Source organism: Priestia sp. P1_B12_1 (assembly GCF_056406695.1).
Window position 1 is genome coordinate 283,484 of sequence record NZ_JBFTZR010000003.1, and the last position, 23,243, is coordinate 306,726.

Below are 23,243 nucleotides of genomic sequence, written 5' to 3' on the forward strand. Positions count from 1 at the left end.
AGCTACCCTTTTCGCAGAGGATCTTTGGTGTGCATCATCTTTGGACGTCGTTTCATCATCATCAGAGGCATACGGACTACCAAGTCTTTCCATTCACTTAAACGATAAGGAACAGCTGGACTCATATAAGGTACGCCGAAACTTTTTAGTTTCACTAAATGGCTCATCATAAAAAGGAAAAATAAGATGACGCCATATAATCCAAGTATGGCAGCACAAAGCATGGCTACAAACCGAAGAATACGCAATGTGATTCCTACACTATATTGCGGAATAGAAAACGATGAAATGGCAGTTAACGCCACTACAATCACCAAAATAGGGCTAACGATTCCTGCCTGCACCGCAGCTTCTCCAATGATTAACCCACCGACAATGCCCATTGCTGGACCAATTGGTTTCGGCAACCGGAGTCCGGCTTCTCTCAAAATTTCGATCGATAGTTCCATAAATAAGGCTTCGATAAGGGCGGGAAACGGAACCCCAGACCTTGATCCTATAATAGAAATAGCTAACTTAGTCGGAATTAATCCTGGATGAAATGAAATAAACGCAATATACAAAGCCGGGGTAAAAAGGGAAAGAACCACTGCAATATAACGAAGAAAACGAATGAATGTACCGGGAATCCACCTTTCATAATAATCTTCCGGCGACTGTAACATCATGCTAAACGTAACAGGCGCGATTAAAGCAAAAGGCGTCCCGTCTAATAAAATGGCTACTCTCCCTTCCATCAAAGCAGCAATTACACGATCGGGACGCTCCGTATTCTGCACCTGAGGAAAGGGACTAAGGTAATTATCTTCAATGAGTTGTTCAACATATCCTGACTCCGGTACATTATCGAGGTCAATTTTTTTAATTCGTTTTTCTACTTCTTCAACTAGCTCTGGATTAACAACCTCCTTTATGTAAGCAACAACTAAATCTTTTTTGGAACGCTTTCCTACTTGAAATTTCACCAGCGATAAATTTTCAATGTCTCCGCTTCCTCTTAATAAAGAAGTATTATCACTTAACGATTCAGTGAAGCCTACTCTTGGCCCTCTCACCAATGCTTCTGATACGGGCTCTTCAATCGTCCTTGTTTTTACTTTGCTTGTACCAAGAATTAAGGCAAGTGATAACCCGTCAATTAAAAGAGCCGTAGATCCTGTTAAGACTTTTGATATTACTTCTTTAATAGGATGGACCTCTTCTACATCACTAATTGATAATACTTGGCTTTTAATAAACTGTTTTGAAAGGCTTCCCTTTACGTAAAGCTGATCCTGTTGATATTCTTTTGAAAAATCAGCCATCAATGATGACAAAATATGTTTTTCAATAAGATCTTTATCTGATAGCCCCTCTACAAAAATAATAGCTGCCTGAATGCCGGTGCGTCCTATAATAAACTCTCGAAAATGAACGTCGGAGTTATGACCAATTTCATTTTTAACTACTTTTAGTGTTAAAGCTAAATGATCCGTAATATGATTAGGTGAATCTTGATGTATAGATTCCTGTTTGCTTTCCTTCTCGTGCGCATGGTTGCCTATTTTTTTTACTGCTGATTTCCATTTTTTCACTTTCATCACTCTTCCTCTGAATTACGAATCCCGCTTAATAATTTGTAGATTATATACGGGATGAAAAAAACCAGAAATGCTTGTATAAAAACTGGCCATTCTGGAAGATAGGAAACAACTAATTTCCACATAATAATCACCCTATTTATGTCTATATCAAACCAATTTTAGAAATAAGCACCCCTAAAATATCAGTGTTCACTTCATATAAATTCTTTTATTTACCAGGTAGTATTATTCTTCTTTTTGTTTCTTATACAAAGGATTACAACATCCATCTTAAAAATGAAAAAGAGCTGATTACTGAAGGATTAAACATGCTGGTTTGCTGTTCAAAGTTTTGGTGAATGCTAGAATAATCAAGTTTCACCGCTCAAAAAACCCCTTAAATGGTTGACGAGTGCTTGAAGTGTCGGTTACACTTTATGTTTGAAATATTGTATTCATATCGCTCTTATCTCAAAAGAATGGTATAATTTTATAGATATTGAATTTGGAGGACTGCTCATACATGATTACAGTTAGTAATGTAAGTTTACGATTTGGCGACCGAAAGTTATTTGAAGATGTGAATATTAAATTCACGCCTGGTAACTGTTATGGATTAATCGGCGCAAACGGTGCTGGAAAATCAACGTTTTTAAAAATTTTATCTGGTGAAATTGAATCTCAAACTGGTGATGTACATATGGGCCCTGGCGAACGCCTTGCTGTCTTAAAACAGAACCACTTCGAATATGAAGATCAAGAAGTTATGAAAACCGTTATTATGGGGCACGCTCGCCTTTATGAAGTAATGCAAGAAAAAGATGCTATTTATATGAAAGCAGACTTCACAGATGAAGACGGAATGAAAGCAGCTGAGCTTGAAGGTGAATTTGCTGAATTAAACGGTTGGGAAGCAGAATCAGAAGCGGCTATTCTTTTAAAAGGATTAGGCATTTCTGAAGATCTTCACGCAAAAAAAATGGCTGAACTAACGGGTAGTGAAAAAGTAAAAGTGCTTCTTGCACAAGCTTTATTCGGAAAACCTGATGTATTACTTTTAGATGAGCCTACGAATAACTTGGATATTCAAGCAATTCAATGGTTAGAAGAGTTCTTAATTAACTTTGAAAACACAGTCATTGTTGTATCTCATGACCGTCACTTCTTAAACAAAGTATGTACGCACATTGCTGACCTTGACTTCAGTAAAATCCAAGTCTACGTTGGTAACTATGACTTCTGGTATGAATCAAGTCAATTAGCACAAAAAATGGCGTCAGATGCGAACAAGAAAAAAGAAGAAAAAATTAAAGAGCTTCAAGCCTTTATCGCTCGCTTTAGCGCAAATGCATCGAAATCAAAACAAGCAACGTCTCGTAAAAAATTGCTTGATAAAATTTCATTAGATGACATCCGCCCTTCTTCTCGTCGCTATCCGTACGTGAACTTCACGCCGGAACGTGAGATTGGAAATGACGTACTTCGCGTTGAAGGTCTAACAAAAACAATTGACGGCGTAAAAGTGCTTGATAACGTAAGCTTTATTATGAATAAAGATGACAAAATCGCTCTTGTAGGCCGCAACGAACTTGCAAATTCAACATTAATGAAGATTTTAATGGGTGAAATGGAAGCAGACAGCGGTACGTACAAATGGGGTGTGACAACGTCTCAAGCCTTTTTCCCTAAAGACAACTCCGAGTACTTTGAAAACGGAGACTTAAACTTAGTAGACTGGCTGCGTCAGTATTCACCTAATGACCAAAGCGAAAGCTTCTTACGCGGTTTCTTAGGCAGAATGCTATTCTCTGGTGAAGAAGTGTTGAAAAAAGCCAACGTTCTTTCCGGAGGAGAAAAAGTTCGCTGTATGCTTTCTAAAATGATGCTAAGCGGTTCAAACGTTCTTTTACTAGACGATCCTACGAATCACCTTGACTTAGAATCAATCACAGCACTCAACAATGGACTTATCAGCTACAAAGGTTCAATGATTTTCACATCTCATGACCATCAGTTCGTTGAAACGATTGCAAATCGTGTAATTGAAATTACGCCAAACGGAGTAATTGACAAGCAAATGACATACGATGAGTATTTAGAAGACAGCAACCTGCAAAAACAAGTAGCTAGCATGTACGCTTAATAAGAAGTCCCCTTTCTCTGCAGAAAGGGGATTTCTTTATATACGCACCTCTTGATTTAGCGATGATTTCGGAGAATACGTTAAAAACGCTAAGCTAGCAAATACTAGTGCTGCTCCGCATATGTTCACCAAAGTTAGAGATTCTCCTAAGAAAAAGACGCCCAATAAAAAAGCGGTAACGGGCTCTGCTAATGATAACGTCACAGCGGTAGACGCATGCACCGACTTAAGCGCTGTAGAAAATAATACATAAGCAAGAGCCGTCGTAAGTATTCCTAAGTGAAGAGCAATGCCTATTCCATTTAAAGAAACTAGCCAGCTCATATCGTATATAAACCAGCATGGGATTAGTAGAACAGCAGCTGTTGTGAACACAAGAGAAGCGCCTACTTGCGGATCAACATGCTGAACAATTTTTTTATTAACAGTCGTATAGCAGGCAAAAGATGCCCCTGCTCCTATCGCCATACCCAAACCTATCACGTCGATTTGAGTATCTTTTTTTAACAACAAGCAGCTGCACCCTATAATACCAGTAACCGTAGCAAGCAACCATTTTTTTGCAGGTTTCTTGCGGTACACTATGTAATCTAATACTCCTGATAAAACAGGCGCACTGCCGATTGCTACCATTGTCCCTACTGCAACACCCGTTTTGATAACGGCTGAAAAAAACAGCGGCTGATAAGCGGCCATACTTGCTGCAGCAACCGTAAGAGGCAGAATAGGAAGGTTTCTTACGTCCACTTTCTTTTTTTGAATAAGACAAGCTGCAAGAAGTGACAGCCCCCCTACAGCTAAACGCACGGCTCCAATCGCCATGGAATGTGCTTCAGCAGATGCTAAAGCTTGGGCAGTCCCTGTTGTTCCCCATAGTACAGCTGCACATAAAATAAGTATTTTTGATAATGAAGTATTCATATTTCCATCTCCTTTCTTTTATCATAGCTAAAAGAAAGAAAAAAGTTTTTCCGCTTTTATGATATTATTTGTCTGTTTTTAAGATACTTCGATATTGCGTGGGTGAGACTCCTTCTTGTTTTGCAAACCATTTAGTGAATGAAGACAAGCTGTAATAGCCGACTTCGTGCGCAATATACGTTATCGAATAGCTGCTCTCTTTTAACAATTCTTTTGCTTTCTTTAAACGTATACGCGCTACATAGCTTTGAGGCGAATAGCCCGTTTTTTGTTTAAACCAAGCGGAAAAATAGGCAGGATGGTAATTTTCCATCTTAGCAAGGCTTTCTATGTTTAGCTCTTGATTAAAGTTAGCATGAAGATAATCAATGGATTTAAACGTTTGGTTCTTTGGTAAATAATGCTGAACGTAACGGACTAAATCTTCAAGCGCCCCTCTGTCAGTGCTTTTTTGAAGCCCATCAAGTAAAAGGTAGCGAATTGCTTTCCACGTTGAATCCCATTGAATAAAAGCGGCTTGTTGAGAAAGATGCGCACTTTCTGTAAATTTCAACGGAATATCAACAACTAAACATTCATTTGCGTTTTTAGCTTGATACGTATGAAGCTGACGAGGCGGAATGTAAAAGCATCCTTCTTGCAGCGTTAAGTGCTGCTCACTTGCTTGAATATCAAGAGCACCTGCTAGCGGAAACAAAAGCTGACTGTAGTTATGATCATGAGTATGAGGTGAATAGCTGTAGGCTCTTTTTTCGCAAATAATTTCACGTAGCGTATCCATTTTTTCCTCCTTTCCTTACTTCCTATCTCAAAGAAGCTTTTCTATGCCATTCAAAACGTTTTCTAGCGCCTTTAACGATTCCGTGGGAGTATACAAAACGTCCAATGAATGATCGGCATTTTCAATCACTTCAATATTCATTGTGTTTGTTTTTAATTGATACACTTCTTCAGTATAATAGTGATCGCGAGCTCCTATTACAAGAAGACCTTTATGAGTGTTTTCTAGTAAACTTTCAAACAGTTCTGTTCTTGTTAAAAGCGGCGTCAGTAAAAGCATCACTGCATCTTTGTAGACTTCATCTTTCATAACTCGCTGAATCAGCGGAATGGTGCCAATTGATTTTCCTGCAAATATGATATTTTTATAGTCACTGTGAGATAAAACGTCCTGCAGCACGAGATCAATGTCTTGCATCATAACATCTGCAATCTCATCTGTAGACTTTGTCATCAGCTCTTTTGAATATGCATAGTGAATCTGAACAACATCAATCCCATGTTTTAGCATCAGCATCGTTACATAATACAACAGCGGCTTTTCGTACGTATAGCCTAGCCCTGAAAACATAAAGCAAATGCGAGGACCTCTTGTTTTAATATGTGTATAGGTAATCCTATGAGTTTGGCTGCTTACACTTTTTTGATCTACGTGCATGTCACTCCTCCTTTTTAAATATTCTAACATTTAATTCCGTAAAAAAACCCCATCTTTTTCTTAAAAAAATGAGGGTTGAGGAAATAGCTCTGCAAGCAGTTCATAAGACTTCTTTTTTGCTTCATAATCATGGATATTTGTAATAATTAAAAATTCGTCGTTATCGTATTTTTGCTGCAGCCCGATTAATCCTTGTTTTACTTCAGCTGGATTTCCTACGATCATACGAGGACGATTGGTGGTTATTTTTTTGAGCTCTTCTTCTGAATAAGAACGATTACGCACTTCTTCTATCGATGAAACCGTTGTATCTCCGCCTTTAGCTACTTTCAACAACCAATCATCTACCGTTTTAGCGTGTCCCTCAGCTTCTTCTGTTGTTTCTGCACATACTACAAATACGCATACGTTGGTTTTAGGCGTTGATTGATACGAAGAAGGGATAAATTCTTGTTTATAATGACGAATGGCTTCTTGTCCTCCAACTGAATAAATAAAGTGTCCAAACGTAAAAGAGATGCCCAGCTCAGCAGCCGACCTTGCTCCTCTTTTATTGATACCAAGATGCCACAGTTCTGGTTTTGTTTCACTTAACGGATAAGCTGTCACCCCGTAATACGGATGATCCGACGGCAAATTATGCTCAAGATGTCCTTTTAACGCTTGAATTTGCCGCGGGAATTCATTGAGGCTTTTACGGACTCCATCTGTCAGCGCAAGCCGAGTCAGCGCATCTCCTCCCGGTGACCGTCCAAGACCTAAGTCAATTCGATTCGGAAACAGATTTTCAAGCAGCTGAGCGTCTTCTGCTACTTTATACGGACTGTATTGAGGAAGAAGAACTCCTCCAGATCCAATTCGGATTCGGCTCGTTTGAGAAGCCAAGTGCGTCATTAAAAGAATTGGAGATGAGCCTGCAAGACCGTTCGTATTATGATGTTCCGCTACCCAAAAGCGGTGGTAGCCCCACTCTTCCGTTAATTTAGCCAGCTCTACCGTACGTTTTAACGCTTCCTTTGGTGTTGATCCGCTTGAAACAGGAGACTGGTCCAATACGCTTAGCTTAATCATAGGTGATTCTTCCTTTCAATTTTCAATTTCTATATTGTCTCTATTGTAGGAGAAAAATATGAATTCGTCTTGAAATTTGCTTCACGCTCATAGAAAAAGCAAACGCTGTCCTGCGTTTGCTTTTTCATTTTCTTATTTTGCTTCGTGCATTTCTTTCACACTCTTATCGCTCGGTAACAGCCATGTTAGCAGCCCTAGAATTGGAAGATAGCTGCAAAACAGCATGATAAATTGAAGGCTGAAGACATCGGCTAATTTACCGAATACAACAGCTCCTAAAGCTCCCATTCCAAAAGCAAGCCCTACAATTAAGCCGGATACCAAGCCGATTTTCCCCGGCATCAGCTCCTGAGCATAGACGACCGTGACGCTGAAACTTGACTGAAGAATAAAGCCAATTAGTACTAAAAGAGGTGCCGCCACTCCTAGAGAAACATGAGGAAGTAATAAAGTAAACGGTACTGATCCTAACATAGAAAACAACAAAATATTTCGTTTTCCGAAACGATCGGCAAGCGGACCTCCAAAGAATGTTCCAAGCACCCCTGCAATCATAAATAAAAAAACGTAAAGCTGAGCGCTTTTGATAGGCAAATTAAATTTTTCAATGATATAAAACTGAAAGAAATTAAGGATGCCTGCTCCGTACCATGAACGTGCAAAAACAAGAAAAATTAAAAGTCCAACTGCAAAAATAATTTGCTTGTTCATCGTAAATGAAGCATCTGACTGCTTTTTCTTTAAGCGTTGACGAGTAGCTAACTCCGATTTATACCATTTAGAGACGCTATACAAAACCACTACGCCAATACCTGCAATTAACGTAAACCAAATCGTTCCAAACTGACCAAGTCCGATAAAGATAAATGCTGTAAATAGCGGAGCCATCGATTGTCCTGTATTTCCGCCAACTTGATAAATAGACTGTGCCAGCCCCCGTTTTCCTCCTGCTGCCATATACGCTACGCGAGAACCTTCCGGATGAAAAATAGCTGAGCCGAATCCTACAAATAAGACAGATATAATCACAAAATAAAAATTTGGCGCTAAAGCGAGCCCAACCATACCAATCATGCTTAAACACATTGCAATTGGCAATAAAAATGGCGAAGGACGCTTATCGGCAAACACGCCGAATACGGGCTGCATAATCGATGACGTCATGTTTAAAGCAAAGGCAATCCAGCCGATTTGCGTGTAGTTTAAATTCATCGATTTTTCAAGGACAGGAAAAAGTGCCGGTATAACGGACTGCATACAATCATTTAGAAAATGTCCTAAACTAATAGCAAATAAAATACGATAAATCGTTGCCGGCTGCGCTTGCTGCGTTCGTGCTGCTGCTTGCATTCATAACCCTTCTTTCTTAATTTAATCTACATTATAATTGTTAAAGTCTTACAATGTCTTTTTCTATTATACAGTGAAAGTTAAGATTGTAGTTGTTTTCTTTTTTATAAAAAAGGGAAAATTACCTGCGAGGTGAGAACAGTGAAAAAACATGTGCATATAATTGTAGACGGACGCGTTCAAGGGGTTGGGTTCCGTCACTATACGCAGCTAAAGGCAATGGAATGCTCTATTAAAGGATGGGTACGAAATCGAGACGATCACAAAGTGGAAATTGATGCTGAAGGTGAAGAAAGCAACATCCAAAAATTTATTGAAGAAATAAAAAAAGGTCCCTCACCGTTCGCTTCTGTTAGCAATGTGGAAGTAAAGATAGTAAACACCCCTTCCCACACCCATTCTTTTCGTGTGAAGTATAGTTAAAAAACTCGCTAAATCAAGATAATTTTTGATAAAATGGAAAAGTAAGCGATTTTACATCATCTACATATAAGGGGGAAAAAACGATGGTTGAAAACAAAATTGTGTTAATTACAGGTGCAGCTCAAGGTATCGGTTATCAAATTGGTGAGCGCTTTGCTGAAGACGGAGCGACTGTTGTCTTAACTGACTTAAATGAAGATGGAGTTAAGAAAGCAGCAGACAAATTGAAGACAAAAGGCTACGAAGCATTAGGCATTAAAGCAGATGTGACAAAGGAAAGTGATATTGAACAAATGATTGCTCAAACGGTTGAAACATATGGCCGCCTTGATGTATTAATTAACAATGCCGGCATGCAATTTGTTTCCCCGCTCGAAGAATTTCCTACTGAAAAATTTGAACTTTTAACGAAAATTATGCTTGTTGCACCTTTTGTTGCGACTAAGCATGCGTTTCCTATTATGAAAAAGCAAAAATTCGGCCGCATTTTGAACATGTCTTCCATTAACGGATTGATTGGTTTCTCAGGAAAAGCGGCATACAACAGCGCTAAGCACGGCGTGATTGGCTTAACGAAAGTGGCCGCTCTTGAAGGTGCAGAGCACGGCATTACGGTAAATGCGATTTGCCCTGGTTATGTTGATACGCCGCTTGTTCAAAATCAATTAAAAGATTTAGCACGTACGCGAAATGTAGCGCTTGAAAAAGTACTAGAAGAAGTCATTTATCCTCTTGTTCCTCAAAAGCGCTTGCTTGCAGTTGATGAAATTGCAGATTATGCAATGTTTTTAGCAAGTGATTTAGCAAAAGGCGTAACCGGTCAAGCTGCTGTGATCGATGGTGGATATACGGCTCAATAAAAAAAGAGTGTCAGTTAGACTGGCACTCTTTTTTTATTTATTTAATTTCGAATTCTCCTAAAGAACCTGTCGTCTGACCTGCTTTTAGTGCTTCTGCGTATAAATAATACGTTCCCGCTGGAAGAGCTTCACCATTAATCTTTCCGTCCCACGTTGCGCTAGAAAATCCTTTTGCTACATTCGTATATGAACTTAACAATTCCCCTTTTTCTAACGTTGCATCGTAAATGTAATAGCTAAGCTTCTCCGCTCCTCCTGGTAAATAACTCCCGTATTCAAATGAGCCATTTCCAAGTACATCTACATACGCAGAAGTAACGCGAGGATAATCCGGCTCTTTTACAAATAAAATGGTTGGAACATCGTACGTTTCTTTATTGTTACTTACGGTAATTGTCCCTTCGTAATAGCCAGGAGATAATTTCCCTGCATCTACTTTTACATTCAGATTTACTTTTTGCGTTTTTCCTGCATTAACCACTAAATCGTTTGTTGATTTAACGTCAATTGCCTGATGGCTTTTCTTAAATTTTACTTTGACCGAGTATTTTTGACTGTGATTTGATAGATTTTTAATCTTAAAGCTTTGTTTTTCTACTTGTTTCCCTTTATCTTTATAAAAGACGCCGTACGAGTGACTTCCTGGTGTAATAAGCGTTTTTGCTTTAATTGCATCTACTACGCGCATGCTTCCTGCACCTTGCGTATTATGAGGGTAAACCAGCCCGTTGCGGTCACGAAGCAGTTCCGTTGTGTTCATTAAAGATGCTTTTACGTCTTCTACTTTATAATTTGGATGCGCCTGTAAAATTAACGCTGCTGCTCCTGCTACGTGGGGTGCTGCCATACTTGTTCCTTGTTTGGATCCATATCCATGAGGGTTGCTTGGATCATTGGTTGGCACTGTGCTGATGATATCGACTCCCGGTGCCGAAATGTCCGGCTTAATCATCCATGTATCAACAACCGGTCCGCGCGATGAAAAGTCAGCCATTGTTTCATCGACTGTCTGATTAAACGTTGCACTAAAAGATCCCGTAACCGATCCCTTTGCCAAAGAAGCAACCAAGGCTTGTCCATCAGCTTTTGATAAGCGAATACTTGGCAAAGATGTGCCTGGAATATCAGGGATTGTCCCTTCTACATTGTTGTAAATCACCGTGGCAACAGCGCCGGCTTTTTTCGCATTATCAACTTTATCTACAAACGCAATGTCACCGCGAGAAATAACCGCTACTTTTCCTTTTACATCCTTTCCTTCAAAGTCTTCTGGTTTTCCGAGTCCGACAGGTACAAATTCATACTTTTTACCGCTTGCATCCAGTAGCGCCTTGTCATTTGGAAAGCCCATTACTTCGGCTGAAGCATAGCTTGCGTTATCTACAGTTAATGTTGTTTTATACAAATTGTAGGGAAGCTGAGTTGCACCAACTGAAATAGCTTCACGAGACGTTCCTGGAGACCCTACTGTCCAGTTAGCTGGTCCACTGTTTCCATTTGACGTAACAGCAACTACTCCTTCTTCCATTGCCCAATCTAATGCAATACTCGTTGCCAAGTCTGGATTATTAATCGTATCTCCAAGCGACAGGTTCATTACATCCGCTCCGTCTTCTACCGCACGTTCAATACCGGCGATCACGTCTTCCGTTGTACCTGTTCCTCCTGGCCCTAGTACACGATAAGCAAGTAAATGAGCATCAGGAGCTACTCCTTTAATTTTCCCGTCCGCTGCAATTGTTCCCGCTACGTGCGTTCCGTGCGTTGTTGCTTCTCCTTTTGGATCTCCAGCCGGCGTTTCTTGAGGGTCTTTGTCATCATCTACAAAATCCCACCCTTTATATTTCTCAAACGCTGACTTTAAATCCGGGTGGTCGTAATCGACGCCTGTATCAATAACGGCTACAGTCATATTTTTACCTGTATATCCTGATTTCCACGCTTGATCTGCTCCTACATAGTAAATGCTTTTATCCATTTCAGAACTGTATTCTTCGGCGCTCACTTCTTTCGATTTCACTTCTGTTGTATGATATTCAACGCTTGGATAAATAGCTTTTACTCCCGGTAAACTTGCTACTTTTTCAAGGTCATTAGCCGGAAGTTCCGCTGAAAACCCAGAAAATACTTGGTCATATTCACGCTTTACTTTTGAAGTTTTAGAAGCTTTTGAAAGCTCTTTTTTCACTTCGTCACGCGCTTTTTTAATCTTTCCTTTACTTTGCGCTACTCCTTTTTTCTTTGCTTCCGCTACAGACTCTTCATTTAACTCCACAATAACTTTTACTTTTTTAGCCGACTTTAAGTTATAGTCTCCTTGAATTTTAACTAAAGACGGTTCAAGCGCTGGTTTTGAATTTCCGTTGGCGGATGCGCCCATTGCAAAAGAAGATAAAGCAACCGAAAATGCTACTGTACTTAATACAGACCGAATTGATACTTTTTTCATTGTGTTTTCCCTCTCCATTTCTCTCTATACTTCGTGCTACTATGTATGCCTTCATCCCCAGAACATACGCATCTTTTGCTTAGCTAGTGAGCTAAAAACTAGAATAGTATGGAAGTTCTATATATTACTATAAAACCCTTGAGTCTATGGAATCATTTTATATACTCGTGCAAATTAAGCACTAATGCTCAAAAAATGAAGAATTTTGTCTGTTTATCTTCTTTCCGTAACTTTTTTATTCCTAAAATTATGAAAAGATTAGATGAATATACAAGAATACTGACGAATTTCTGTTAATGTAGCTATTTTTATCAGGGACTCATTCCTACTTTTTCTTTGTTTACTTATAAGGTTTTTTTATTATTTTAAGAAAATTGTTCTTATAAGCGCTTTTTATTTTATTACTTATTATTTAGAACATAGTTTAATTTAATATAAAATATCGCACTTAATTAAATGAAATTTTAAAAAATTACGAATAATAAAATGAGATCTTGCAGATACTAACGTCAACGCTCGCACAAAGGGAGGCATGATTATGATAGATTTAAATTTCATCCTACTCATCCTTGATCTTCTCTCATCTCTTGTCACTATTGGCATCTACTTTACAACCAAGTAAGTACCTAACCTTCTCTTTACTCTTCTAGCGCATGTACTTAAGCTATTACAAAAAAGAAGCAAGCCAATTTTTACTGGCTTGCTTCAACTATATAATAAAGTAGTTAAAGTGGAAGGGATTTATCCGCGTCTTCCGCCTCTGCCACCTCGTTTTGATTCAGTGCTGCGTTTTAGTGTAGATAAATTATCTTCACTATCTTTTAAGAAACGCGCCATTTTTTGTTCGAAGTTTTCCTTTGGTTGGAAGTTGCTTTTAGAACGATTATCATTATTTCTTGCCTGACGTGGCGGGCGTTGTGAATAAGAAGATGAGGGTCTTTCAGGTTTATCTATTGCTTTTTTAATCGATAATCCAATTTTTCCGTCTTTCTCATTAACGACTTTCACTTCAATTTCTTGACCAACTTTAAGATGGTCATTAATGTCTTTTACATAGCTGTCAGCTACCTCACTAATATGTACAAGCCCAGTTTGACCTCCAGGTAATTCTACAAATGCTCCAAAATTAGTAATACCTGTTACTTTACCTTGTACCTTGCTACCTACTTCAACTGCCATAAAAAATGTTCCTCCTCAATAATATTAAAAGCACTTCATTATACCAAAGTGCGTAAGAATAACAAAGTGTGTATGAGAAAACAATTTGTTAAATTGCACTTTTTCCGCCTCTTTTTTGTTTTATGAAAGAAATCAGTCAAAATAATGCCCATATTAGATATACCTAATATGGGCATTTCTCTCATTTCCACCATTCATCAAATATTATAATGGCTTTAGAACTAAGAGGATAAATATAACAAAATCCTATAACATCAAGCTTTTAAATAAAAAGAGAAAAAACATAATCCGTTAACCTCAGATTATTTTTGAAGTTTAGGTGGGCAATTGGGTGGGCAATGAGGACAATCTTTCTCAAATATCTTCTTAATAAAAAAAGAAAAAACAAAAAAGCACAGCGTGTATAAGTAAGTGCTGGAACACCCTTATACCGTCCGCCTAGCTAAGATAGGCAAACACTTGCTGTACCCTCATTTGTATTTTAATACATTATGGGTTCTCTTTGCAACGGTTTGCTATCATTGGTGAATCGTTGCTTTTTCTGTTTATAGAAGGAGAAAAGGCCATAATGAAGAAACGCATTGAATTAATTGCATGTGTGGGTAACTACAAAAAGTTATCATTATTCAGCACTGTTGAAGAAATGAATCAAACTGTTAGAGAATATAAAGACGCTATCAAATTAGCTGTGAAGCGTTCAGATGTACAAGCTAGACTTATATCATTACTGGAACTTTTAAAGCGTCACAGCTGCAAATACATAGGTGTAAGCTTTATGTGTAAAAATACAATTGCGGATAAGTTAGAAGTGTCTTATAAAACGATTCAACGTTTAATGAAGAAACTAGAGGATCTTGGTATGATCAAGCAGCACGAAATGAAACGTCATACTGATATGAATCAAACAGCGAATGCTGTTGTTATTTTACCTTTAAAAGAAGAGATGACCGACAAGAATACTCCTTTAGAGGCTGAAAAGTGTCCTACAAAAACAACTACTCCTTCTTTAAAACAAAATATTATTAATAATAAACGTAACGATGTTCCTGTTTCACAAAATAAAGTTGTTAAATCTTTTTCAAAAGCAAACTTCATTGCTCATTGGGTACCAGAAAGATTTGCTGACTTAACAAGCTGTTACTATAATGAATCTCAAACTATTCAAGAATTGTGGAAAGTTGTGAAGCAATGTAACCGAGTAGTTAACTATGCTACTTCTGAAAGAGCATTTACTCCACAACAAGAACTGAATATTGGTATTAGAGCATTTAAAGAGTTTGTGATGAAGGTAAAAGATAATACGAAAATGCAAAACAAGTTTGGCTATTTTAACGGTATTGTAAATAACCTTATGGACAAGCTTTATTTTGACCAAGACTTTTTAGAGAGCTTTTGATATGTTTACAGGCTTTTGAGGTGTAAGGTATTTGAATATGCCGTCCACATCTTTTGTTTGAACAGCATAGAGTGGCTTAAAGTCAACATCATAATATTTGTCTGTGATAATCCATATAGCCGGAAATCGCTTGGAATGACGTTTCCATTCATCCGAGTCTTTATAGTCCATGTATAGCTTCTTTTTGTTCTCCATTTGTTTTTTGGAGTAAATAGATCTTTGTACTTCCACACAGAATGCAAAGCCCTTCCACTTCATGAAAACATCTGGTTCAATACCTCCTTTTGCTAAAGGCTTGAATTCTACTTCGAACAATGTAGGAGTTTCATAGGCACATAAAGTTATATAAAAGTCTGCTATGGCACGAAAATGAGGTATTTTAGTTGAGTCTTTTTTGATGGAGCGAGGACTTGGAAAGTAGTTGTAAGGACGGGTAGTTTTATCGACTTCGATTAGATTGCTATCTACCAGACGCTTTAATACTCTGTTCGCTACTACATGAGGTGTTTTATTTTGAAGAAAATGAAGCTTTATCAGCTGATCTCTGTTTAGGACCCGGAATTTCTTTAAGCTTTCTGTAATAGCTTTATCTCGGTTATTCATCATCTTCACTCCCTGGTAAAGTTAAATCTGTCACTTCAACATCAAATTCACTTTCAAAGGGTTCTGTCTGATCTACGTTTTCAGGTACTTCATCGGGAATAGGTATCTTTTTTAATGGTTTTAGCAGCTCCTTAGCTTCTTCTTTTTCAATCATTGGAGCTTTTAATAAAATCGTTTCATCGTGTCTCATGTAGAATTTACCCTTCTGACTTTTCTTAATTTTAGAAGCATCAGCGCCGGAATCACTACCTAGCGTTATATTGCTGTTTGTTTTATCTGCGTGTCTGAAGGCATAACGAACAGTTAAATTAGCTTTTATAGCTCCATCGAATATTTTCGCGTCCGGTCTTTGAACACTGAAAATAACAAACATTAAGCAAGCTCTACCAAGACAAACAAGCTTTTCAATAATTTGCATAGCTTTTGTGTTACCTTTTAACATTACTACTTCATCTATACAAAAAAGGATAGGTTTTTTCTTTTCAACGCCTTTCAACTCGTTGTATTCGGTTATATCCTCTACTTCATACTGATCAAAAATTTCACAACGAGTTGTTAATTCTTTTTCGAGAATTTTTAATGTCTTTAGAACAGCTTTAGGCTCAACATCCACTGACTTTACATCTTCGCACCTTCTATATAGATGAAACTGCGCCATTTTTAAATCAGCTAAATAATAATCTATTTCTCCACGCCTGAATAACATCAAGCTTATTAGGATAGCTTTCAGCATGACTGATTTACCCGAGCCTGTTTCTCCTGCTACTAAAAGGTTTGGATCCGGTGCCATATCGTACATAATTAAATTTCCTAAAACATCATAACCGGAAACAATAGGAACAATCATTTTTTTGTTACTCATACGTTTTTCAATTTCAGCTAAGTCAAAATTAATCTTTTCTGCAAGTTCCTTCTTAAATACCTTGAGCGTATACTTCAAACCATCACCTTGCAGTTCAAAGTTTTTCCCAAAAGTCTGTGCAAATACATATCTGTTTTTCTCTATCTCTTCAGGGTTTAGCCCTTGTGGTAAATAAAAAATATATTCGAGACAATCTTTTTTATTGTGGAAGGCCCCAACGGAAGGAAACCTCCTAACAGGTGTATCACCTTTTTTGAAATCTAAATAAATTCCAGCAACGATAAATGCATTCTTTAAACGAGCCTTGTAAACGTAATTGCTATATAATTTTTTAATCATCACATTATCCCCCATAAAAACTTTTGTACAAGCTGCCATAGCACCCAAAAGAACGAGCCTACTGTTACTAAGCTAAGAATTAGACGAGTTAAATCATGCACCATTTCTGACTCAATATGCTTACCCACATTCAATAACTTTTTCTCGGCTACTGTAGCTACAATGATTGTACTTCCAACAGCTCCAACAATTAATAAACCACTCATTTAATCACCTCTTTAATAGTCTGAAAAGTGTATAATCTGAAAATTCCGGTTGCTGCAAAGATGGGTTGAGAAGGATGAGAAGAAATCCCTTATTAAGAAAAAGAGAAATCGCTCAACAGATAAGGTTAAATAGACGATTAATATATTAGTCGAAATATATCCATTAATATATTTGCTAATATATCAGTTAACTCTTCACTGCTTATATCACTAATATATTAGTAAGGATTGTACATAAAAACTTGTCCACCAATTTTTATTTGGAAATATTCTCGGAAAAAATTAAAAATATCTTAATTATAGTTAGAGGACAACTTTGTGCTTTTATAGAAGTTATAAATTGGTGATGCCTGAATGGGATGGAAAAATAATATTGACCAATATATTGAAAACAGTGGTCGGTCAAAAAAATTTATAGCAAAAAAATTAAGTATTTCAGAAAATCAATTATTAGCTTGGAGAAAAGGTCTTGCATTCCCTCCAGTGAATAAAGCTATTCTCTTAGCTGAACTATTAGATTGTACTGTGTATGACTTATTTGAAAAAACAGATAAAAATAAAGAAAACTGATTTTAGGAGGTACTTGTATGTTAAATATAGAAATTGATCAGCAAGAGGTTCGACAATTGATGTTACGAAAGATTGAAGAAAATATAAAATTAATTAATGAAGAACTTGTCTTTTGGGATTCAAGAGAACTAGAAAGAAGAACATGTATGAGTACAAATACTATAAAAAATACATTTTTTTATGAGCCTGGATTTCCAAAATATAAAATAGGTGGAAAGTGGTATTTCCCAGCTCGTGAAACAGAAGATTTTCTTTTAAAATGGATAAAAGAAAAAAAAGACGAATAAAAATCCATTCGTGGGATTGATTAAAGCTTTAAGGGAAAATTGAAAAAGAGAAATCTCTCTGCTTAAATTAGCAGGGCTTTTTTTATTTTGTTATAGATATACATATATTGGTGAGGTAAAATTAACCTGTTACTATAGACTCAGTTGGAAGGATGGATGAGAGAGTGAATTTATTTATAGGTGTATTTGTACTAACTGTTTTATTATTAATATCTTCGATTTTTTTATTAATTAGAATCAAAAGGTATGGTAAAAAACCGTTAATAATCTCTTCAGTAGCGTTTTTGATTGCACTAATTGTTGTAATACCTCTAGGAAATAGACCGTTAACAGACGATTACAGAGGAGAAGCATCGGTATACCCTTATGATAGATATTTGAATGAAGATGTATCGGTCGGTACTGTAGTTAAAGTTAAGGGGCAAGTTTTATCCTTAGATAAATCAACTGTGGAAGACGGAGAAGTTTTTCTTTTAGATGGTGATGAAGGTTCTTTCTATATTAAAAACAATAATGTGGATGACACAGAAATAAAAGATGGTGAAATCATTACAGTTTACGGAGGATATGCAGGTAACGGAGATAATGATTCTCCATCAATAAATGCACAAGTAATAGAAAAATAAATTTAAAATGTAAAAAGCCCACTACCTTTAAAATAGTGGGCTTTATTTTTAATAACCTTTAGATTTTAAAACAGCTTGCAGTTTCTCTTTCGTATTTGGACCATAAACACCATCAACTTGATAAGGAACATACACCATTTGAAAACGTCTTAACGCATCTTCAGTATCAGCACCGAAGATGCCGTCCACACCTTGATTTTTAGCATTTTTGTTCGGATAAAAATGAACAGCAGCTAACGCTTTGTGTAATTGACTTACAGAATCGCCTTGTGCGCCTTTTTTAAGCACTCCCGAAGGTAACGGGTATTGATAAGTCGATTGTGGTTTCTTAGGCGTTTCTGGCGTTGGTGTGTAATTGTTCTTAGCTGTACCGAATTTAATTGTCTGTCCAACCTTCAATTCAGACGGTTTTACATCCGGATTAGCAGCGATTAAATCATTAACTGTAATACCTTCTTTTCCATCCTTTAAAGCAATGCTCCAGAATGTATCTCCTTCTTGTATTGTATATAACCCAGGTACCGGATCAGGCTGCTTAACTACTGGCAACATATCAGATAATACGTCCTTGAATGCCTTATTGTAATCAAACACGCAGCACGCTTTCCACGAGTAGCCTGGCATTTCATTGTGCGCTTTATCATACTTACCAATGCCATCAGCAATTAAGGCTTTGTGTAAGTCAATAATAGAGCGAATAGTTGCCTCACTAAGCTTGTCTGTACGGTAATCGCCAATAACACAGATGCCCAGACCAATTGTATTGCTGTTACCCACATGATAACTACGTTTAGAAATATCTACACAATAGTAAATAGTGGCCTTTCCATTCACAACATGTTTAGGATCAATAATTAAATGATAAGCAATTTCTGGCCAACCGTTTGTTCTTACATGAAAATCTGCAAATGATTCAATTTTAGATCCACCTGCGGATAACTTTGTTAGTGAATGATGCCATACGCGGGTTGTAATAGCTTTTGTACGCTTACTGTATGAACTTTTATGAACTAATTTACCTCGTTTATCAACTAACTGTGGTAGTTTTTCAAATATATACATTTTCATCTTCCTCTCAAATTTAGATATAAAAAAGCCGCTGCATAAACAGCGACTTACTTAATTTCTTCTTCTTCTTTTTTGACTTCAGCTGTAGCAATAGGCGGATTTGGTGTAACGACTGCTGGCACCTCTAAAGTAGAGGGTACAACAGGTTTCACTTCTTCTTTTTGCGGTTTACTTCTTAGAATAGCAATAGCTTTTGTTAATGGCTCTGGAACATACACACCCATTTTTCCAGCATTCTCAATGATAGATAGCACTTCATTGATACAATAGGCACTTATTACAACACTCATAGCCAGATAACCAACTTCAATTTTGTTTTCAATTAGCAATATATCTACCAAATGACTAACCGCTACCATTGCAAAAATAAATACTTTACGGGCTATTCCCACCAATCCGACACGGCTTTTTAATTCTCCATTTATAGATGCTGCTGCCATACCTGAAAGATAATCAATAACCATTAACGCAACTAAAATGTTCAACATGGTTGACCACGCTCCAAATAAAAAAGCGATTACTCCACCTGAAACGGTTAGTAACCATTTAAGAATTTGTTCCACCTTTATTACCTCCCTTAAGAATAAAAAAAAGACACTATTCAGCGTCTGGCGTAAGGATTGATACATCTTCAATGAAAGTTAAATTACGTAATTCCTGGACATCACTATATTCTGTTTCATTAATCTTTTGGATCAAATCATCAAGTCTTTGCATCAATTGATCTTTAAACTCATTTGCATATGTGACCAGGTTAATAAATTCCTGCCTAGTATATTTTTTAATGCCGTTATTCTTCGTTTGAACTTGGACAGTAGTTAAGGCTGGATTTAATAACAGTAGAATTTGTTTCTGGGAAAAATCATTTTGCTGATCTGTTCCATACAAAAACTTATCTCCATTTGTGTACTCAAAGCCTGTAGCAACGATTAAGTTACATTGTTCCTTCAGCTCTTCAATTTTGTATGGTTTTAAATAATTCGCTACGACTTGAGGTGTTACAGTGTCAGGATCTAAGTTATCTTCTCCCACACAATAACCTACTTGGAAACCAGATAAAACGCCATATTCACCCTCTGCCGTTGTATAAACAAACTGATCAAGTTTAGATGTTTGATTTACAATGTTTTCAATTACATTTCCTACTTTGTTTTCGGTATTTAAAGATACAAATTTCATGCCTGTTCACTCCTTCGGCCTTTATTTATAAGTGATTTCTAGCTTTGCTGTTGCATCGAATTTTGCATAATAGTTTTGATTAGTTGAGTTAATATAGATCCCAATACCTTTATAAGATCCACTAACAAAGCCAGCGTAAAATGAGCTAGGAATAGTAATCCATTTTCCTTCATTTGGCTTAAAGCTTGCTGTTGTCTGTGGTGACTGATAAGAAGGTGCACCGCTCGGCTTGCTTGTGTAGGTATGCGGTTTAAAGTACGTAGTAACAGGAGCGGCATTTCCCCCCGCTTTTTTACGGTGTACAAACATTCTAATTTGAGTAATTGTCTTTCCAGAAAGAGAAGGCAATGAAAAGAACCATAAGCCGCGATAAATGCCATAGCTGCCCCATTTACCTTGTACAACTTCATTTTGACCGTACCACTGGCCCCCAAAGTTATCACGCCAGCTATCACCGCTACTTGCATTAATAGTTACAGTAGTAGGTTGAGCATCCATTGTGCCTCCTGTAGTTGTTCCATAAGTGAAGGAACCCATAACCTTGCCCCCTGCAACTTCTCCTATATTGTTGTTTCCACCGCTTGGAGCTGTGCCCTGTCCAAAAATATCGCCACCATAGCAATGCAGGCCGTATGTTGTAGCACTTCCTTTACAGTTAGTAAGGAAAACACGCCCACCATAACGTGAACTAATACCTAAATCAGCACCGTATGTTTCGCATTGATCCATTTCTGTGAATCCTGCTGTTGTATCAAAGTTCATGCTAGACCCATTACCATAGACTTTCATTTTTTCTAAACGTACATATGCATTACGTAATAAGCTCACGACTGCATAATCAAGCTTTTTACCGTTAATTGTTCCACCAGTGGAAAAAATGTTTAATAAGTTATTTTTAATCACTGGATTTCCATAAAACTTAGAGCTGCCTAGTGATAAATTGATAGATCCAGAACCTAAAAAACCGCTAATTTCAAAGCTTTCATACATAAGGGAATTATAAGCTACGTTTATTGTGGCTTTCCCATCGTAATACTTTGGAATACGTCTTATTGCTTCTGTTACTGTTGAAAGCGGCTTTGTCCATCCTGTGCCCTCATTATCATCATTTGGCTCAATAGCCCCTGCGTACTCTAGAAGCCTGTCAGAGACAAAAAGGTTTATATCATCTGCGCTATATTCTACAACGGTAGGACTTTCAAAATTACCGACATATAAATCACTAAATCCGCCCTGTGAAGCGTCCAATGAAGCAATTAATTCATCATTTTCATTGTAAACTTCCACTTTTCCGTTACCGTTGCCTGATCCACCAAATTTAGCAATACCACCTGAGAGAACACCGAATTCTACTGATCCAGCTTTAATATGTCGGCCCTCAATAATTCCATCTACAATTAGTTCAGCATTGGCCATTCTCCGCATACGTAGGTTATCAATATAAAACTTATTTGTCGTTTCACCGTTATTTGAAAAAGTAGCATACACTTGTAAATAACCTGTTCCTGCTGGGACGGTGTATGTTGCAGACATATCAGTAAAAGTTGTGGTTTTAGTACCACTCCATGTGATAGGAGTTTGCCAGGAATTAAGAGATTGTTTTTTACCGTCATACCGTAAAAAACCTAGTCGGCCCGTTCCTGATCCAGCTGTATTTAAATAACGTCCTTCAGCTGCTAAAAAAAATACTTCTCCCTCTTTAACAGGTATTAGATTTGAAACATAGATACTATTATTAGATGTAGCGTAGGCATCAATCTCCAGAGCTTTATTAGATCCGTTTCCATTTGTAAAGCCTGAAATATCTGCTACTCTAACCCCTGTTGTACTATTAAACCCCGCTGGAATAGATCCTATTTTATCCTCTTCAAAATCAGGGTTTTCAATTAGATTTGTCCAGTCAGATAGAAGCAAAGCCGTTGCAAAAAGGGTACGTGTTGCGACTACGTTACCATTAAATTTATTTTCATCGCCCTTATACTTCCAAAGGCCAACTTTATTTGCTGCATCGCTCCATTTCTCACTGTTAAGGCCTAAATCATCCAGGGCACTTTGCCCTTTTTGATCTGCTGCATCTGAGTTACTTTTTTGTTTAGCAGCCGTTGCAGCAACTAGCGCATTAACTGCGTTGTCATACTGCAAAAACTTATCCCTAAATGTTGATTTTGTAACAGCAATTGTTTTTGATTTATTGGCCGTTGATAGATCCCAGACATCAACAGGTGTAAGACTTTCTAAATAGGTCTTTAAATTTGTATATTGAGTAGCAACAGCTGCATAAGTTGTATCTGGGGATGGAATACCCGCATTTAATGCCTGTTTTCGGACAGTATAGAACTCCCCTTTACCGCTACTATCCAGGGTAGATGCAGCTGGCAAGGTGGTAGCATTATCAGCAATTACATACCCGATGATTTTAGTAATACGATCTTTTAAAATTTTGCGTTCGGTATAATCAATTACACTGTCGCTCGTAATATCATCAATGCTTTTATTTATGTTCTCAATGGTATCTGAATAATCAGGATCAAGTTCACCTACATTTATCCAGGCTGATCCGCTCCACTTTTTTAACATATTAGGCGTAACGCTCGTATCTATCCAAAGAGTGTTAACAGCGGGGTTGCTCGGTGCCGTTCCTGCGATAATTGCATCATTTAAATCTGTTAGAGTCATTGTCCCACTTGCTATGATTGTCATGTTATCGGCTC

At 37.4% G+C, this 23,243-nt stretch carries 22 protein-coding genes; 7 read left to right on the forward strand and 15 right to left on the reverse strand.

The annotated features are described in order from the left end of the window. Positions 1–2 precede the first annotated feature (2 nt). Entirely contained in the window at positions 3–1,580 is a 1,578-nt protein-coding gene (locus AC1D0Y_RS12420) for a spore germination protein (protein WP_477707617.1), read from the reverse strand. Between the two features lie 505 nt (positions 1,581–2,085). On the opposite strand from AC1D0Y_RS12420, the gene AC1D0Y_RS12425 reads away from it, so the two are divergent. Further along, the gene (locus AC1D0Y_RS12425) at positions 2,086–3,705 is read left to right on the forward strand and encodes an ABC-F family ATP-binding cassette domain-containing protein (RefSeq protein WP_013083037.1); all 1,620 of its coding nucleotides are present in this window, start codon (positions 2,086–2,088) and stop codon (positions 3,703–3,705) included. Positions 3,706–3,741: 36 nt separating this feature from the next. On the opposite strand, the gene AC1D0Y_RS12430 is transcribed toward AC1D0Y_RS12425, so the two are convergent. From AC1D0Y_RS12430 to AC1D0Y_RS12450, 5 genes are all read right to left on the reverse strand, one after another. After that, the gene (locus AC1D0Y_RS12430) at positions 3,742–4,626 is read right to left on the reverse strand and encodes a DMT family transporter (protein WP_477707618.1); all 885 of its coding nucleotides are present in this window, start codon (positions 4,624–4,626) and stop codon (positions 3,742–3,744) included. A 64-nt stretch (positions 4,627–4,690) separates the two neighbouring features. After that, positions 4,691–5,407, reverse strand: a complete 717-nt coding sequence (locus tag AC1D0Y_RS12435; RefSeq protein WP_098525099.1) for a helix-turn-helix domain-containing protein — start codon at positions 5,405–5,407, stop codon at positions 4,691–4,693. A gap of 27 nt (positions 5,408–5,434) precedes the next feature. Then, positions 5,435–6,064 (reverse strand): alpha/beta family hydrolase, encoded by a 630-nt coding sequence (locus tag AC1D0Y_RS12440; RefSeq protein ID WP_477707619.1) that lies wholly within the window; start codon positions 6,062–6,064, stop codon positions 5,435–5,437. A gap of 60 nt (positions 6,065–6,124) precedes the next feature. Next, positions 6,125–7,135 carry an LLM class flavin-dependent oxidoreductase gene (locus AC1D0Y_RS12445; RefSeq protein WP_477707620.1) on the reverse strand — a complete coding sequence of 337 codons (1,011 nt, stop codon included), beginning with the start codon at positions 7,133–7,135 and terminating at the stop codon, positions 6,125–6,127. A 132-nt stretch (positions 7,136–7,267) separates the two neighbouring features. After that, on the reverse strand, positions 7,268–8,485 hold the full coding sequence (locus tag AC1D0Y_RS12450; RefSeq protein WP_477707621.1) for an MFS transporter: 1,218 nt from the start codon (positions 8,483–8,485) through the stop codon (positions 7,268–7,270). Between the two features lie 141 nt (positions 8,486–8,626). Between AC1D0Y_RS12450 and AC1D0Y_RS12455 the strand changes: the two genes are divergently transcribed. Together AC1D0Y_RS12455 and AC1D0Y_RS12460 are read left to right on the forward strand one after the other, a co-directional pair. Continuing rightward, the gene (locus AC1D0Y_RS12455; protein WP_477707622.1) at positions 8,627–8,908 is read left to right on the forward strand and encodes an acylphosphatase; all 282 of its coding nucleotides are present in this window, start codon (positions 8,627–8,629) and stop codon (positions 8,906–8,908) included. 83 nt (positions 8,909–8,991) lie between these two features. Next, positions 8,992–9,768, forward strand: a complete 777-nt coding sequence (locus AC1D0Y_RS12460) for a 3-hydroxybutyrate dehydrogenase (RefSeq protein ID WP_025752250.1) — start codon at positions 8,992–8,994, stop codon at positions 9,766–9,768. A 37-nt stretch (positions 9,769–9,805) separates the two neighbouring features. Here the strand turns inward: AC1D0Y_RS12460 and AC1D0Y_RS12465 are convergent, their stop codons facing one another. Both AC1D0Y_RS12465 and AC1D0Y_RS12470 read right to left on the reverse strand, forming a co-directional pair. Continuing rightward, a complete protein-coding gene (locus tag AC1D0Y_RS12465) occupies positions 9,806–12,217 on the reverse strand; it encodes a S8 family serine peptidase (RefSeq protein WP_098432730.1) in 2,412 nt (803 codons plus the stop codon). A gap of 741 nt (positions 12,218–12,958) precedes the next feature. Continuing rightward, positions 12,959–13,396, reverse strand: a complete 438-nt coding sequence (locus AC1D0Y_RS12470; protein ID WP_013056909.1) for a S1 domain-containing RNA-binding protein — start codon at positions 13,394–13,396, stop codon at positions 12,959–12,961. A 568-nt stretch (positions 13,397–13,964) separates the two neighbouring features. On the opposite strand from AC1D0Y_RS12470, the gene AC1D0Y_RS12475 reads away from it, so the two are divergent. Further along, positions 13,965–14,792, forward strand: a complete 828-nt coding sequence (locus tag AC1D0Y_RS12475; RefSeq protein WP_477707623.1) for a helix-turn-helix domain-containing protein — start codon at positions 13,965–13,967, stop codon at positions 14,790–14,792. Here AC1D0Y_RS12475 and AC1D0Y_RS12480 read toward each other — a convergent pair. The 3 genes from AC1D0Y_RS12480 to AC1D0Y_RS12490 are packed head-to-tail and all read right to left on the reverse strand — an operon-like array spanning position 14,778 to position 16,802. Continuing rightward, a complete protein-coding gene (locus AC1D0Y_RS12480; protein WP_477707624.1) occupies positions 14,778–15,395 on the reverse strand; it encodes a replication-relaxation family protein in 618 nt (205 codons plus the stop codon). The genes AC1D0Y_RS12475 and AC1D0Y_RS12480 overlap by 15 nt on opposite strands. Beyond that, positions 15,388–16,596 carry an FtsK/SpoIIIE domain-containing protein gene (locus AC1D0Y_RS12485; RefSeq protein WP_477707625.1) on the reverse strand — a complete coding sequence of 403 codons (1,209 nt, stop codon included), beginning with the start codon at positions 16,594–16,596 and terminating at the stop codon, positions 15,388–15,390. The genes AC1D0Y_RS12480 and AC1D0Y_RS12485 overlap by 8 nt, the downstream gene beginning before the upstream one ends. Next, positions 16,596–16,802 carry a hypothetical protein gene (locus tag AC1D0Y_RS12490; protein ID WP_477707626.1) on the reverse strand — a complete coding sequence of 69 codons (207 nt, stop codon included), beginning with the start codon at positions 16,800–16,802 and terminating at the stop codon, positions 16,596–16,598. The genes AC1D0Y_RS12485 and AC1D0Y_RS12490 overlap by 1 nt, the downstream gene beginning before the upstream one ends. A gap of 354 nt (positions 16,803–17,156) precedes the next feature. Between AC1D0Y_RS12490 and AC1D0Y_RS12495 the strand changes: the two genes are divergently transcribed. The 3 genes from AC1D0Y_RS12495 (at position 17,157) to AC1D0Y_RS12505 (ending at position 18,285) form a co-directional block, all read left to right on the forward strand. Beyond that, positions 17,157–17,372, forward strand: coding sequence for a helix-turn-helix domain-containing protein (locus AC1D0Y_RS12495; protein ID WP_477707627.1), 216 nt, complete (start codon positions 17,157–17,159; stop codon positions 17,370–17,372). Positions 17,373–17,389: 17 nt separating this feature from the next. After that, complete coding sequence (locus AC1D0Y_RS12500) at positions 17,390–17,659, forward strand: group-specific protein (protein ID WP_477707628.1); 270 nt, start codon at positions 17,390–17,392, stop codon at positions 17,657–17,659. 164 nt (positions 17,660–17,823) lie between these two features. Next, positions 17,824–18,285, forward strand: a complete 462-nt coding sequence (locus tag AC1D0Y_RS12505; RefSeq protein ID WP_477707629.1) for a hypothetical protein — start codon at positions 17,824–17,826, stop codon at positions 18,283–18,285. 48 nt (positions 18,286–18,333) lie between these two features. Here AC1D0Y_RS12505 and AC1D0Y_RS12510 read toward each other — a convergent pair whose 3' ends face one another. The 4 genes from AC1D0Y_RS12510 to AC1D0Y_RS12525 are packed head-to-tail and all read right to left on the reverse strand — an operon-like array spanning position 18,334 to position 23,208. Next, positions 18,334–19,353: a peptidoglycan-binding protein gene (locus tag AC1D0Y_RS12510; protein WP_477707630.1), complete on the reverse strand. Its 1,020-nt coding sequence runs from the start codon at positions 19,351–19,353 to the stop codon at positions 18,334–18,336. Positions 19,354–19,400: 47 nt separating this feature from the next. Then, a complete protein-coding gene (locus tag AC1D0Y_RS12515; RefSeq protein WP_477707631.1) occupies positions 19,401–19,916 on the reverse strand; it encodes a phage holin family protein in 516 nt (171 codons plus the stop codon). Positions 19,917–19,950: 34 nt separating this feature from the next. After that, positions 19,951–20,532: a hypothetical protein gene (locus tag AC1D0Y_RS12520; RefSeq protein ID WP_477707632.1), complete on the reverse strand. Its 582-nt coding sequence runs from the start codon at positions 20,530–20,532 to the stop codon at positions 19,951–19,953. A 21-nt stretch (positions 20,533–20,553) separates the two neighbouring features. After that, complete coding sequence (locus AC1D0Y_RS12525) at positions 20,554–23,208, reverse strand: hypothetical protein (protein ID WP_477707633.1); 2,655 nt, start codon at positions 23,206–23,208, stop codon at positions 20,554–20,556. Positions 23,209–23,243 lie beyond the last annotated feature (35 nt).